The 14,042-nt window shown below is 67.3% G+C and carries 14 protein-coding genes and 1 tRNA gene; 8 read left to right on the plus strand and 7 right to left on the minus strand.

Translation table 11 applies throughout. The features are described 5' to 3' along the window. Window positions 1–480: 480 nt before the first annotated feature. Both ATO3_RS08535 and ATO3_RS08540 read left to right on the plus strand, forming a co-directional pair. On the plus strand, window positions 481–861 hold the full coding sequence (locus ATO3_RS08535; protein WP_088649433.1) for a hypothetical protein: 381 nt from the start codon (window positions 481–483) through the stop codon (window positions 859–861). 154 nt (window positions 862–1,015) lie between these two features. Beyond that, window positions 1,016–2,020 (plus strand): serine hydrolase domain-containing protein, encoded by a 1,005-nt coding sequence (locus ATO3_RS08540; RefSeq protein ID WP_088649434.1) that lies wholly within the window; start codon window positions 1,016–1,018, stop codon window positions 2,018–2,020. 84 nt (window positions 2,021–2,104) lie between these two features. On the opposite strand, the gene ATO3_RS08545 is transcribed toward ATO3_RS08540, so the two are convergent. The 4 genes from ATO3_RS08545 to pdxH form a co-directional block, all read right to left on the minus strand. Beyond that, a tRNA-Pro gene (locus ATO3_RS08545) sits at window positions 2,105–2,181 on the minus strand. Between the two features lie 220 nt (window positions 2,182–2,401). Next, window positions 2,402–2,875: a DUF192 domain-containing protein gene (locus tag ATO3_RS08550; protein ID WP_088649435.1), complete on the minus strand. Its 474-nt coding sequence runs from the start codon at window positions 2,873–2,875 to the stop codon at window positions 2,402–2,404. Window positions 2,876–3,043: 168 nt separating this feature from the next. Next, window positions 3,044–3,580: a cold-shock protein gene (locus ATO3_RS08555; protein WP_233152084.1), complete on the minus strand. Its 537-nt coding sequence runs from the start codon at window positions 3,578–3,580 to the stop codon at window positions 3,044–3,046. Window positions 3,581–3,708: 128 nt separating this feature from the next. Next, entirely contained in the window at window positions 3,709–4,332 is a 624-nt protein-coding gene (gene pdxH / locus ATO3_RS08560) for a pyridoxamine 5'-phosphate oxidase (RefSeq protein WP_088649437.1), read from the minus strand. Between the two features lie 118 nt (window positions 4,333–4,450). On the opposite strand from pdxH, the gene fabI reads away from it, so the two are divergent. From fabI to trpE, 5 genes are all read left to right on the plus strand, one after another. Beyond that, complete coding sequence (fabI, locus tag ATO3_RS08565; protein ID WP_088649438.1) at window positions 4,451–5,257, plus strand: enoyl-ACP reductase FabI; 807 nt, start codon at window positions 4,451–4,453, stop codon at window positions 5,255–5,257. Between the two features lie 27 nt (window positions 5,258–5,284). Then, complete coding sequence (gene gpt, locus ATO3_RS08570) at window positions 5,285–5,788, plus strand: xanthine phosphoribosyltransferase (RefSeq protein ID WP_088649439.1); 504 nt, start codon at window positions 5,285–5,287, stop codon at window positions 5,786–5,788. Between the two features lie 182 nt (window positions 5,789–5,970). After that, window positions 5,971–7,143: an aminotransferase gene (locus tag ATO3_RS08575; RefSeq protein WP_088649440.1), complete on the plus strand. Its 1,173-nt coding sequence runs from the start codon at window positions 5,971–5,973 to the stop codon at window positions 7,141–7,143. Between the two features lie 134 nt (window positions 7,144–7,277). Beyond that, entirely contained in the window at window positions 7,278–9,122 is a 1,845-nt protein-coding gene (locus ATO3_RS08580; RefSeq protein WP_088649441.1) for a peptidyl-prolyl cis-trans isomerase, read from the plus strand. Between the two features lie 11 nt (window positions 9,123–9,133). Further along, entirely contained in the window at window positions 9,134–10,642 is a 1,509-nt protein-coding gene (gene trpE, locus ATO3_RS08585) for an anthranilate synthase component I (RefSeq protein WP_088649442.1), read from the plus strand. A 60-nt stretch (window positions 10,643–10,702) separates the two neighbouring features. On the opposite strand, the gene ATO3_RS08590 is transcribed toward trpE, so the two are convergent. Continuing rightward, window positions 10,703–11,188: a GNAT family N-acetyltransferase gene (locus ATO3_RS08590; RefSeq protein ID WP_088649443.1), complete on the minus strand. Its 486-nt coding sequence runs from the start codon at window positions 11,186–11,188 to the stop codon at window positions 10,703–10,705. Between the two features lie 45 nt (window positions 11,189–11,233). Here ATO3_RS08590 and ATO3_RS08595 point away from each other — a divergent pair, with 45 nt between their 5' ends. Next, the gene (locus ATO3_RS08595; protein ID WP_088649444.1) at window positions 11,234–11,470 is read left to right on the plus strand and encodes a hypothetical protein; all 237 of its coding nucleotides are present in this window, start codon (window positions 11,234–11,236) and stop codon (window positions 11,468–11,470) included. Between the two features lie 294 nt (window positions 11,471–11,764). On the opposite strand, the gene ATO3_RS08600 is transcribed toward ATO3_RS08595, so the two are convergent. Together ATO3_RS08600 and ATO3_RS08605 are read right to left on the minus strand one after the other, a co-directional pair. Further along, on the minus strand, window positions 11,765–12,223 hold the full coding sequence (locus ATO3_RS08600; RefSeq protein ID WP_088649445.1) for a MarR family winged helix-turn-helix transcriptional regulator: 459 nt from the start codon (window positions 12,221–12,223) through the stop codon (window positions 11,765–11,767). Between the two features lie 112 nt (window positions 12,224–12,335). After that, window positions 12,336–13,994: a divergent polysaccharide deacteylase family protein gene (locus tag ATO3_RS08605; protein WP_088649446.1), complete on the minus strand. Its 1,659-nt coding sequence runs from the start codon at window positions 13,992–13,994 to the stop codon at window positions 12,336–12,338. Between the last annotated feature and the right edge of the window lie 48 nt (window positions 13,995–14,042).

Below are 14,042 nucleotides of genomic sequence, written 5' to 3' on the forward strand. Positions count from 1 at the left end.
GGCCGGGGGTTTCGTCGCGACGTCAGCCGCCATGTGCTGGTGTTGGTCTACTGTCCCTTTGCGACCCGCTGACCCCTTGTAGTCTGCGCTACATATAGTGGCTGGTCGGTTCGCTCGCACAAATTGACGTATATTAACGGGTCGGGTCAACGGAGTTTTTTGCCCCGCGGCCCAAACTTTTGCGTTGACCACAAGTTAACCGTTGCCGCCGGTCCCCCGGCCATGATTCACTCACATCGGAACCCGCCTCGGGGGCAGGCCCGTTTGGGCTTTGCTTTCAAGCCTCTTGCCGACAGGAGTTGAGAGATCGCTTTGACTTGTCCCCAGACCGCGCGCGGCGCCGGTGGATGGAATTGCTTCCGGATTCGGGATCGAATTGTCACAGCCGCAAGGCTGAAAACCCGCGCGATCGGGCACGGTCTTCGTATAGTCCTGCTCGCAATGCCTATGTTCGCGGCAGGGTGTGCCACACAAGATGCTGTGGATCCGGCCACGGGGCGGGCGCGATTCTCCGAATTTCCCGAACCGCTCTACGCCGCGTTCCGCGCCGCCTGCGAGGGCCCGGCGCAATCCTATGTCCGCCCCGACCGCAATTTCGCAGAATGCCGCGAGTTGCTGCCGCCCGACACCACCGCCGCGATCATCCTCAGCTACGATGGCATGCTCGACGACCTGCCCGAGCTGGTGATCCGCTTCACCACAAGCGAGCCGCTCGACGGGATCGGCTATCTGGTGCAGAACGACATCTTTCTGAACGTGCCGCGCCGCAACCAGCAGGAGCTGCAGATCCGCCTGCCGGACGAACGGCTTGGGCAGACGATCAATGCGCTTTATCGCAAGGCCGGCGGCACGCCGGAGTAGATGCCCCCCTACATATGGTGGTCCGGCCGCTGCAGGCCCGGCCCTGATCACACCCGCGCGAGGACATGTTGATGTGCTGTCGGTGCGAACCCTGATCTTCTGCTCAGGTCCCGCTAAGTCACAGACCTCATCCACACCCGACCACGGACCTTGCATGTTCTCTCGCCGTACCTTCTCCCTGGCCCTGCCCCTCGCCCTCGCTTCCCCGGCGCTGCTGCGCGCCCAAACCGCTGCACAAGACGTTGCCCCGGAGATCGACGCGATCCGGCAGGCCGCCGCCGGGATGGACCAGCTGCACGCCATCCTGATCCAGCGCGGCGACGAGACCCTGCTGGAAGAGGCGCCGCGCGGCCGGGGCCTGGCGACGCCGGCCAATATCAAGTCCTGCTCCAAGAGCCTCGTGGCGCTGATCCTCGGCAGCTGCATCGCACGCGGCGAGATCGCCAGCCTTTCCACCACCCTGGGCGAGGCCGCGCCGGGCCTGATCCCGTCGGACGCGACCGACGGCGTCGCGGATCTGACCTTCGGCGACCTCGTCACCCTGCGCGCGGGGCTGCAAAGCACCTCGGGTCCGAACTACGGCGCCTGGATCGCGTCGTCGAACTGGGTGGCCTATGTCCTGCGCCAGCCGCGCGTGGCCGAGAATGGCGGGCGGATGATCTATTCCACCGGCACGACCCATGTCCTGGGCGCGGCGCTGGCCGAGGTCACGGGTGAAAGCCTGGCGACGCTGATGCGCCAGAGGCTGGGAGAGGGGCTGGGGGTCGAGATCCCCGCCTGGACCCGCGATCCGCAGGGCTATTACATGGGCGGCAACCAGATGGCGCTGAGCCCGCGCGCGATGCTGCAGGTGGCGCTGATGATGCGTGACGGCGGGGTCTATGACGGCCGGCAGGTGGTCTCTGCCGACTGGGCCCGGGACAGCGCCAGGGCGCGGACGCGGTCCCCGTTCAGCGGGCTGGGCTACGGGCTGGGCTGGTTCGTCAGCCGGACGGGCTGGATGCTTGCCCGGGGCTACGGCGGGCAGATCATCGCCGCCCATCCCGAACGCGGCCTTGCCGTGGCGATCAGTTCGGACCCGATGCGCCCGGCGCGCTCGGGCGGGTATTTCGGCGATCTCATAGGATTGATCGAGGGGCCCATTGCCGGGCTGGCCTGACCGGAGGCATGGCGATACCGACATGCACGCCGCAGGGCCACGCGGGCCAGCGGCCCCATGAACACCGCCGATTGTCAGGAAAGATGGTCGGGGCGGCGAGATTCGAACTCACGACCCCCTGTACCCAAAACAGGTGCGCTACCAGACTGCGCCACGCCCCGGACCATGCGCCTTCCTAGACGCTGACCAGGGCTTTGAAAAGGCCGATTCGACCGTGCCCGCGCCAGGATCGGCGACCTGCGCCTCAGCGCCTCCGCCCCCGCCCGGCCCTCGTGCCGCGGGGACGGCTGCGCATGGGTGGGCGGGTGGGCGCAGACGGCGCCGCGGCGCGAGGGCCGGGCGCTGTCGACAGGATCGGAAAGCCTGCCTCCTCCCAGCCGGTCACTCGCAGGGCCAGGCGGCCTCTTCGCCATAGACCGGGTGCTGCAGTTCGCTGCCCTCGGCGATGCCGTAGCGGTCCGCGAGCCCTCCGTTTATCTCGAGCACGGTGTAGATGCCATCGCCGCCGGGGATCGGCGTCAAATCACCCGGGATCGCGTTCGAATGCACGCGCACCACGGTGCCGGTCTCGTCGGTAAAGATCATGTCCAGCGGGATCAGCGTGTTCTTCATCCAGAAGGACACCGACCGCGGCGGATCGAAAACAAAGAGCATGCCGGTGCTGTTGGGCATCTCTTCGACATCCATCAGGCCCTGCGCGCGCGACGGATCGTCGTCGGCCACGGTCACGTTGAACCGCAGCTGCCCCCAATCGCCGCGCAGCCCGACCACCTCGGGGCTGCAGGCGGCCAGGGCGCCCTGCACCCCGACCACGCCGGCCAACAAAATTCCCGCCAGCGCCACCGATATGCGCATTCTCTCGTCCTCGCTTCTGCCTGGAGGATGCGGCCCGGAACCGAGCCGCCCTGCCCCGGATGCCTCTCCCGGGCCCGACGCCCGGATCGCCGATGAGCCCGACGGCCCGGACATCCCGTCCCGGCGCAGGGCCCGGACCCGGTCCGGTTCCACGCGGGACGGGCCGGATCAGCCTTCGTTCAGGGGCGTTGCCTTTTCCCAGGAAAAGACCTCGGCCGCCATGCGACCCCGACGCCCGTTGATCACGCGCATCGCCAGCGCCTCGCCCGGTTGCAGATCCGCAAGACCGGACCGGCGAAGCACTTCGATATGCAGGAACACGTCCTCGGCCTTACCAAAGATATTGGCAAAGCCAAAGCCCTTTCCCTTGTCGAACCACTTCACCCTCGCGGGTTCGAGAGGGGCCTGACGCACCTCCTCCGGATCGAGCATCGCGAAATCCGAAAGTTCGGCAGTCGTCCCGCTGTCCGGGGGCGTGATGGAGGTCACTTCCGTGGCCTGCACCCCCCGCGACGTGCTGTGTGCCAGAACCTCGATTCGACTTCCATCCGCCACCGACGACTGCCCAAAATTACGCAGAACGTTGACATGGAGAAGAATGTCCGGCCCGCCGCTGTCAGCGACAACGAAACCGTAACCCTTTGCCGGGTCGAACCATTTCACGCTACCTTGAACCAGACGTGCATCACTTGTCACATCAGCCAATTGGGTACCTGTTCTTAGTTTTGAGTGTAGTGTCATCCCGCTGCTAGGTTTGCCGGATCAGTCAGGTCACTTTCAAGCAGAAAATCTCCAACCTACTCAACAGGATATAAACTCACGTAACGTGAGTTTCACGGATTCAGACGCTCGATTACCCAATCGGAGCCTGCGTTTGACCTTCGCCAGACGAAGCGATCATGCAACCTGAAGGCGCCGTCGGCCCAGAATTCTATCTCCACGGGCACAATCCTGTAGCCACCCCAGAAGGGCGGTCTCGGCGGGTTCGGACCGTGACGCGCGGTCACTTTCGCGACCTCGGCCATCAGCGTTCCGCGGCTGTCCAGCGGCCGCGACTGCGCCGAGGCCCAGGCGCCCAGCCGGCTCTTGATCGAGCGCGAGCTGTAATATTCATCCGCCTTGGGCCCGTTCTCCTTGGTGACGATGCCCCGCGCCCGCACCTGGCGGCGCAGCGACTTCCAGTGCATCACGAAGGCGGCCTTGCCGGCGCTGTCGAGCTCGCGCGCCTTGGCGCTTTCGTAATTTGTATAGAAGACAAAGGCGTCGTCCTCGACCTCCTTCAACAGGACCATCCGGGCGTTCGGCAGGCCGGTGTCATCCACCGTCGACAGCGCGATCGCATTGGGATCGTTCAGCTCGCTCGCCTCTGCCTCGGCCATCCAGCGGCGCACGATTTCAAAGGGCTGATCCCCGGCAAAGATGCCGTCGCGGTCGCTCCTGTCGTTCAGGCGGGTCATGATAGGTCCTTTCCTTGGCTGCACGGGCTTTGCGCGCGGCTCATAGCTAGCGCCTTGCAGGGTGACAGCCAATCGCATAAAGGTCGGGCCCAATCCAAACGAAGGTGGAGCTTTGGCGATGGCAGCAGGTCTGATGGCGGGAAAACGCGGACTGATCATGGGGCTTGCCAATGACAAGTCCATCGCATGGGGCATCGCGCGCGCCTGCGCCAACGCGGGCGCCGAGCTGGCATTCTCCTACCAGGGTGAGGCGCTGAAGAAACGCGTCGATCCGCTGGCCGCCCAGCTGGGCAGCGATATCGTCCTGCCCTGCGACGTGTCGGACGCCGACAGCATCGACACGCTGTTCTCGGACCTGGGCCAGCGCTGGGACGGGCTGGATTTCATCGTCCATGCCGTGGCGTTCTCCGACAAGACCCAGCTGCGTGGCCGCTATCTTGACACCACGCGCGACAACTTCCTGACCTCGATGGACATCTCGGTGTTTTCCTTCACCGCCGTGATGCAGCGGGCCGAGAAGATGATGTCGCCCGGCGGCGCGGCCCTGACGCTGACCTATTACGGCGCCGAGAAGGTCATGCCGCATTACAACATGATGGGCGTCGCCAAGGCCGCGCTCGAGGCCTCGGTCAAGTACCTGGCCGAGGACCTGGGCAAGGACGGCATCCGCGTGAACGCGATCTCGGCCGGCCCGATCAAGACGCTGGCCGCCTCCGGCATCGGCGACTTCCGCTACATCATGAAGTGGAACGAGCTGAATTCGCCCCTGCGCCGCAACGTGACGACCGAAGACGTGGGCAATTCCGCGCTTTACCTGCTGTCGGACCTGGGCGGCGGCGTGACCGGCGAGGTGCTGCACGTGGATGCGGGCTATCACGTGGTCGGCATGAAGGCCGTCGACGCCCCCGATATCGACAAGAGCTGACAGAGAGCCGAGCCCGAGGAGGCCGCCATGAACGACCGTCTGCCGCATGAAAAGGGCTTCCACATCTCGTGGGATCAGATCCACCGCGACAGCCGGGCGCTGGCCTGGCGGCTGGACGGGCACGGGCCCGACGACGGCAACTGGCGCGCGGTGGTGGCGATCACCCGCGGCGGCATGGCGCCCGCGATGATCGTCGCGCGCGAGCTCGACATCCGCACGATCGACACGATCTCGATCAAGTCCTACGACTGGCAGAAGCAGGCCGACACCAAGGTGCTGAAGACGCCGGACGCAGAGCTGATGGGCGACGGCACCGGCATCCTGATCGTCGACGACCTGGTCGACACCGGCAAGACGCTCGACGTTGTGCGCAAGATGTACCCCAAGGCGCATTTCGCCACGGTCTACGCCAAGCCCAAGGGCCGACCCATGGTCGATACCTTCATCACCGAGGTCAGCCAGGACACCTGGATCTTCTTCCCCTGGGACATGGCGCTGCAATACGTGGAACCGTATCGCGGCCAGGATTGACCTCGGCGCCGGTTGATCCGGCAGTGGGGAGTATTTGTGCAAAGATGAAGACCCGGGTCGCGCGCTACCCTGATGTGGCGTGAAATCCCGCGGCGCGCTCTGGTCCTTGGGGCGTCCTGCTGTTTCACCTTTGGCCAAATACTCCAGACCGACATCGCAACCGGAGCCACGGGTTCAGAAGAATGCACAGCCGTACCAGATCCACCTTCGCCCCGCCGGTCATGGCCGCCTCGCGCTGGCTCGATGGCGTGACCTTCCCGCCCGAGCGGCCGCTGATCAATGTCTGCCAGGCCGCCCCGGTCGATCCGCCGCCGGAACCGCTGCGCCAGGCCATGGCCGAGGCCGCGCTGCACAACGATGCCGCGCATCTTTACGGGCCGGACCTTGGCCTGTCCGAGCTGCGGGCCGAACTGGCCGCGCGGTGGCAGAGCGCCTATGGCGGAGAGATCGGCGCGCGCCAGGTGGCGATCACCTCCGGGTGCAACCAGGCCTTCGCCGCCTCGATCATGGCGCTGACCAACGAGGGGGACGAGGTGATCCTGCCGTCGCCGTGGTACTTCAATCACCGCATGTGGCTGGACATGTGCGGCCTGGGCACGGTGGTGCTGCCGACGGGGGCCGACATGCTGCCGGATCCGGATCAGGCGGCGGCGCTGATCACGCCGCGCACGAAGGCCATCGCTATCGTCAGCCCCAACAATCCCGCCGGCGTCGAATACCCCGCGCCGCTCTTGCGCGCGCTGTTCGATCTGTGCCGGGAGCGCGGCATCAAGCTGATCCTCGACGAGACCTATCGCGACTTCCATGCCGCGCCGGATGCGCCGCATGACCTCTTTGCCGATCCCGACTGGTCCGACACGCTGATCCAGCTTTATTCCTTTTCCAAGGCCTATCGCCTGACCGGCCACCGTGTCGGGGCCGTGACGGCCGCCGAAAGCCACCTGGCCGAGATCGAGAAATTCATCGACAGCGTCACCATCTGCCCCAGCCAGATCGGCCAGATCGCGGCACTGTGGGGGCTGCGTAACCTCGACCAGTGGCTGGCGGGCGAGCGCGCCGAGATCCTCGACCGTCGCGCCGCCATCACCGACGGGCTGCCGCAGATCGCCGCCAAGGGCTGGGAGTTGCTGGGGCTGGGCGCCTATTTCGCCTATTTCCGGCACCCGTTCGACATGCCCTCGGATCAGCTGGCGCCCTGGCTGGTGCGCGAGCATGGCGTGCTGCTGCTGCCCTCCACCATGTTCCGCGCCGACGACGATCCGCGCGGCGCGCGCGAGCTGCGGGTGGCCTTTGCCAATCTCGACCGCGCCGGGATCGGGCGCCTTTACGACCGGCTGGCCGGCATCCCGGGCTGAGCCGGGCGCGCGGCCTCACGATCTGATCAGGGCGGCAGCCGCTGCGACGCCTTGTCCCCGCCGCCTGCCCCGCGTATGGAATGGCGCGCGAAAACAAAGTGACACCCACAACACGATCACCGGGGAGAGGCGACATGGCAAAGGGCAACAAGGTTGGCAAGATGGCCGTCTGGGTCCTGATGGCGATGCTCATCGTGGGCCTGGCCGGCTTCGGCGCGACCAACCTGACCGGCACCATCCGCACCATCGGCAAGGTCGGAAGCGAGCAGATCACCACGGACGAATTCGCCCGCGAGATGCAGCAGGAGATGCGCGCCGCCCAGGCCCAGATCGGCCAGCCGGTCACGATGGAGCTGGCACGCTCCATCGGGCTGGACCAGCAGGCGGTGTCCCGGCTGGTGATGATTGCCGCGCTGGACGGAGAGGCAAAGGACATGGGCCTGTCGATCGGCGACGAGACCCTCAGCGAAGAGATCCGCCGCGTGCCGGCCTTCCAGGGACCGGGCGGCACCTTTGACCGCGACAGCTATCGCCTGGCGCTCGACGGGATCGGCATGACCGAGAGCGAGTTCGAATCCGACCTGCGCGACGAGGCCGGCCGCACCCTGCTGCAGGACGCCATCGTCTCGGGCGTCGAGATGCCGTCCGAGATGACCGACGCGATCGTCGAGTTCATCGGCGCGCGCCGCAGCTTCACCTGGGCCCCGCTGACCGAGGCCGACCTGGCCGAGCCGCTGCCCGAACCGACCGAGGAAGAGCTGAGGGCCTTTTACGACGACAACCCCGACATGTTCCGCCTGCCCGAAAGCAAGTCGATCACCTATGCGCTGCTGTCGCCCGAGATGATCCTAGACAGTGTCGAGGTCGACGAGGCCGCGCTGCGCAACCTTTATCAAGAGCGGATCGAGGAATACGACGTGCCCGAGCGGCGCCTGGTCGACCGGCTGGTCTTTCAGACCGAGGCCGCCGCGCAGGAAGCGGCCGCGCAGCTTGAAGTCGGCGGCACCACCTTCGAACAGCTGGTCTCGGACCGTAGCCTGTCGCTTCTGGACGTGGACCTGGGCGACCTGACCCGCAATGAGCTGGGCGAGGCCGGCGACGCGGTCTTCGACGCCGACTTCGGTGCCGTGGTCGGCCCCCTGCCCTCGCCCCTCGGCCCCGCGCTGTTCCGGGTGAACGGTGTCGTCGCGGCCCGCCAGACCGCCTTTGAAGAGGCCGAGCCCGAGCTGCGCGACGAGCTGGCCAGCGACCGCGCCCGCCGTGTGATCGAGGCGCAGTCCGAGGATATCAACGACCTGCTCGCCGGTGGCGCGCGGCTCGAGGACCTGTCGGCGGAGACCGAGATGGAGCTGGGCCAGATCGACTGGTCCGAGGGGCTGGAATCCGGCGTCGCCGCCTACCCCGATTTCCGCGAGGCCGCCGCCGCGCTGACCGAGGATGATTTCCCCGAGGTGAAATTCCTCGACGACGGGTCCATCATCGCCATGCGCCTGGACGAGACCCTGCCCGAGCGCCCGCGCCCCTTCGAGGACGCGCTGGCCGCGGTGGACGACGCCTGGACCCGGGCCGAGATCGAGGCGCGCCTGACCGAGCAGGCCGACGGGATCCTGGCCGGGCTGCAGGACGGCGCCACCTTCGAGGACGCGGGTCTGGCCGCCACCAGCGAGGCGGCACTGACCCGGTCCGATTTCATCCCCGGTGCGCCCTTCTCGATGATGGCCGAGGTGTTCGAGATGGACGAGGAAGGCGAGGTGCGGGTGGTCAGCGGCGAGGCCGGCGTGGTCATCGTGCGGCTCGACGCGATGCTGGAACCGGCGCAGGACGGGCAGACCGCCCAGATCCGCGAGGCCCTGACCGGCCAGCTCGACCAGCAGCTGTCGAACGCGCTGTTCCAGGCCTTCACCTACGACACCCAGGTCCGGGCCAACCCGCAGATCGACCAGAACGCCGTGAACGCGGTTCTCAACAGCTTTCAGTAGGGCCCGCCGACATGGAACTGACCCCGGATTTCAACAGCTTCGCCAGGGCCTACGAGGCCGGTGAAAGCCAGGTGGTCTATGCGCGGCTGGCCGCGGATCTCGACACGCCCGTGACGCTGATGCTGAAACTGGCCGGGGCGGCGGAAAACGCCTTCATGCTGGAATCGGTGACCGGCGGCGAGGTGCGCGGGCGGTATTCGATCGTCGGGCTGAAGCCGGACCTGATCTGGCGCTGCCGGGGCGAGACGAGCGAGATCAACCGCGCGGCCCGCTACGATCCCGACGGGTTCACGCCGCAGGAGGGCAACCCGCTCGACAACCTGCGCGCGCTGATCGGCGAGAGCCGGATCGACCTGCCCGATAACCTGCCGCAATCGGCGGCCGGGCTGTTCGGCTACCTGGGCTATGACACGGTGCGGCTGGTGGAGCACCTGCCCGACGTGCCGCCCGATCCCATGGGCCTGCCCGACGCGGTGATGCTGCGGCCCTCCGTCGTGGCCGTGCTGGACGGGGTGAAGGGCGAAGTCATCGTGGTGGCGCCGGCCTGGGTGTCGGACGGGCTGTCGGCCCGGGCGGCCTATGCCCAGGCGGCGGAGCGGGTGATGGACGCGATCCGCGACCTCGACCGCGCCCTGCCCGGCGACAGCCGCGAGATGGGCGAGGCGGATACCGAGGCCGAGCCGCAATCGAACTTCACGCCCGAAGGCTACAGGGCTGCCGTGGAGACGGCGAAGGAGTACATCCGCGCCGGCGACATCTTCCAGGTGGTGCCCTCGCAACGCTGGTCCCAGCCGTTCCGGCTGCCGCCCTTCGCGCTCTATCGCTCGCTTCGGCGGACGAACCCGTCGCCCTTCATGTTCTATTTCAACTTCGGCGGTTTCCAGGTGATCGGCGCCAGCCCCGAGATCCTGGTGCGGGTCTTCGGCCGCGAGGTCACGATCCGACCGATCGCCGGGACCCGTCCGCGCGGCGCGACGCCGGACCAGGATCGCGCACTGGAGGCGGATCTGCTGGCCGACAGGAAAGAGCTGGCCGAGCACCTCATGCTGCTGGACCTGGGCCGCAACGACGTGGGCCGCGTGGCGAAGATCGGCACAGTGAAACCCACCGAGAAGTTCATCATCGAACGCTATTCCCACGTGATGCATATCGTGTCGAACGTGGTTGGAGAGCTGGACGCGGACAAGGACGCTGTGGATGCCTTCTTTGCCGGGATGCCCGCGGGCACGGTGAGCGGCGCGCCGAAGGTCCGCGCGATGGAGATCATCGACGAGCTGGAGCCCGAGAAACGCGGCGTCTACGGCGGCGGCGTGGGCTATTTCAGCGCCGGCGGCGACATGGACATGTGCATCGCGCTGCGGACAGCCGTGCTGAAGGACGAGACGCTGTACATCCAGGCCGGCGGCGGCATCGTCTATGACAGCGACCCGCAGGCGGAATTCGAAGAGACTGTGCACAAGTCCAACGCGATCCGCCGGGCGGCGGCGGATGCGGCGCGGTTCGATCGCGGCAACCGCTGAGACGCGGGCAGCTCGCCCGTCCGGTGCCGGACGGTCTCGCGGTACACCAGTGGTCCGCGCTCAGCCTGTCACCGGGCGGCGCATGGTGATCGAGGTCGGCCGGTCATAGCCCGGATGGGCCGTGCGCCCGGTCTCGACAAAGCCCAGCCGTGCGAAGGTTTCGTGGTTCTCGGTCAGCTCGACCCGCGTCTGCAGTTCAAGCGCCGGCAGCCCCCTCTCCCGCGCACTCTGGACGGCCCGCGCGATCAGCACTCGCGCGTATCCGCGCCCGCGCGCGGCCCGGTCGACCGCCAGCTTCCCCAGGTAGAGCGCGCCGGGTGTCTCCGACAGGATCACGCAGGCCAGCACCGGGGTGCCGATGGCCCAGATCTCTCCCTCTGCGGCGGCGCGCGACAGGTTGTCAGTCGTCATCCGCAGCATAGAGGACGGCGGGTCGATCCGGCGGTCCATGTCGGCAAAGCTCTCGCGGATCAGCGCCAGCAACTCCGGCAGTGCCATGTCGTGGGGGCCGATCCGGCGCGGTGTCTCGTCTGTCTTGCCTGTCATGTTCCGCCGATCACCCATCCTGCCTCTGCCCTGCAGGAGCCGCCCATGCGACCGCCCTGCATCTGGCGCCATGCGTCGCAGGAATACCGCGCCACGCACGAGAATGTGAAGGCATCGACGGCCCTGGTACGGGACAACATGGTTAATCCTGCCGTGGACGGCGGGTTTCGGGTCATCCGCGGGCGGCTCTCGACTCAGCTGTGGCGGTATTTCGCAGTGCTGTTGACGTCTGTTGTGCGCGCGATCTTCGTGGCCGGATGGCAGGTGGCGGACACGCATTAACCGTGCGGCGATCGCGCCGCGCTTACGGCTGACGGTCGCACCATCCGGCGCCATCCCGAGCTAAGAACAGGGAACGCTTTCAAGGCCACCGCCCTTACCTTGCGGCTCTGCACGCGCCCCCGGGAACCGGACCGCGTGTGGAGGGGCTGGGTACTGAGGCAGTTGCCTTCTGGCATCTGGAGGGAATCGATCCGACCGGACTGGCGCAGCGGATAATCTTAAATGGATCACCCGGGACAATTCACATATCCCGCAGAGGCGTCGATACCCAACGCCCCACCTGTGACCCTGCGGTCAGATCAGGTGCTCGATCCGCGCGGAGATGCGCGTCACCATCGACCGGAACTCGGCCTGTTCGCACTGGTCCAGCGCGCCCATCATGGCCGAAATGTTCAGGATATCCTGGTTTACAATAGAGGCATGCATCGCCCAGCCGGCGTCCGTCAGGATCAGCCGCGTGGCACGGGCATCGGATTCGTCCGGCACCCGCTCGATCAGGTCGGCGGCTTCCATACGATCGATCACGCCCGTCATCGTGGTTGGTGCGACCTCGAGGAAACGTCCGATCTCTCCCGCGCGGGCGGCCTTGTGTTCGGCAAGGTAGCTCAGGGTGTGGAAATCATGAGGGCTGTAGCGCGCATTGCGCCCACCGACGGGAAACCGACGTTCGCTGATCATGAAGATGCGGACGATCCGCATCAGGTTATGGCGCAGCTCTAGCACCTGGTCGTCATTTAGATTGTAGTCGTTCATTGCGATCTCTAGGGAAAGCCGACCTTTCGCACGGTCGGCATGATTGGTGTCCTTACAACATACGAGTAAACCCAAGGTTCCCGGTGTTCTCCGAATATACCCAAATTGTAACTCAGCGCACCTTTGTCAGAAGAGTGGATATGGGCGCAAGGGATACCCGACTTGCACGATCCTGCAGGCCCCACAGTAGAAGAGCTGATACCGTGTCGGGCTGGACCCGTCCAAGCATGACGACCGAACCCTGCTGACCTGCGCGAAAAGCCGCCTGATCCAGGAAACGGCGCATCACCACCGGAGATTGCCCGGCACCGTCGAAGTCCCGGAACACGATGGCCGTGGGCACGCCCTCGCGCTCGGCCAGTTTTGGTACGGTGTTCAGACCGTTGTCCTGGGTGATCAGCCCGTGGCCCGTCTGCGAGACGATCTCGGTCACCTGGTCCGACAGCGGGCGGTTGCCCTGGATGCCGGTGCCGGTGCCTTCCAGAATGGCCACGGTTTCGTCCAGCGTGCCGAGCGCTGCGGCCATCGCGACCTCGGCATCCGCCGGCTGGGCGGCGGCGGGCAGGTCGATAAGGGCCACGACCTCGAAACCGGCGGCACGATGGGCGCGCATCTTCTCGGCCGCGCCCGGCTCTGTCGGGTCCACGGCGAATGTCAGGGGATAGGGGAAATCGGCCAGCGCCTCGGCCCCGATGCTGTCGGGCCCGTCGATCAGGACGATGGACATCAAAGGCACGCCCTCGGGGGCCTCGAAGGGCTGGGCGTGGGCCTTGATCGGCGGCAGTCCGGCCGTGTCGGGGTCGACAGGCGCCGGGGTGTCGGGCGCGGCGCCGTTGTCCTCGCCGATTGTGGGCAGGCGCGAGGGCGCATCGGGTGCGACCCGGGGTGCCGTGTCTTCCAGCGCGGGGGCGGAGCGGTCGTCCGTGTCGCTTGCGCCCCCGATCTGGGGCAGCCCGGCCATGCGGGGCGCGTCCTCCTCGGGCGGCGGCGGTGCATCGACCGTCGCGGGGGCCGAGCCCTGCTCCGGAGCGCCAAGGGCATCGCTGTCGGGTTCGGCCGGTGCGCTGTCGGGCTGGCTTTCGATCTCCGGGGCCTCACCGGCGGTTGGCGGGGTGCCGAAGGCGGTCTCCTCGGTGACATCGGGCGCGTCGGGCTGCGCCGGCTCGATGGAAATCGACAGGCCCACCTCGGTATCCGGCTGCGCCGGTGCCGTGGTCCGGGCCGAAGACGCGCGGGGCGCCTCGCCCTCGCGCGCGGCGACACCGGCCTCGGGGCTGTCGGCGGCCGGCGCCGGGGGCGCCTGGACCGATGTGCCCCCGGCGTCCAGCTGCGGCAGGGCCGCGGGTTCGGTCGAGACGGTCAGGTCGACTTCCTGCCCCGGCTCGGAGGGCGCGGCGGCCTGGGGCGCGGGCACAACCGGTGCCTCGCCGGGATCGACATCGACCGCGGGCGCCTCGGGCACCGCCGCCGGATCCCCCAGCGCATCGCTCTGGCCGCCAACCTGCGGAACCGCGGCGGGCTCGGTATCGGCGCGGTCGAGCGAGGCCAGCGTGTCGGGCGCGCTTTCGGTGCCGGCCGGGGCCGTGGGCGGCACCTCCACCAGGTCGGCATCGCGGCCGTCGCCCCGGATGCCCGAGCCCGTCTCGGCCGGGCCGGGCCGCGTCCCCCCGTCTGCCGGCGCCCGCGTCTCCGCCTCGGGCGGCTGCGGCAAGGGGGCCGCCAGCGACAGCACCGCCAGACCCACGCCGCAGACCACACCGCCCCAGATCATCCCACTCAAATACCCGCGTGCCACCGATTGCGCCCCCGCCTTGCCTTG

Source organism: Marinibacterium profundimaris (genome assembly GCF_002210095.1).
Lineage (GTDB): Bacteria > Pseudomonadota > Alphaproteobacteria > Rhodobacterales > Rhodobacteraceae > Marinibacterium > Marinibacterium profundimaris.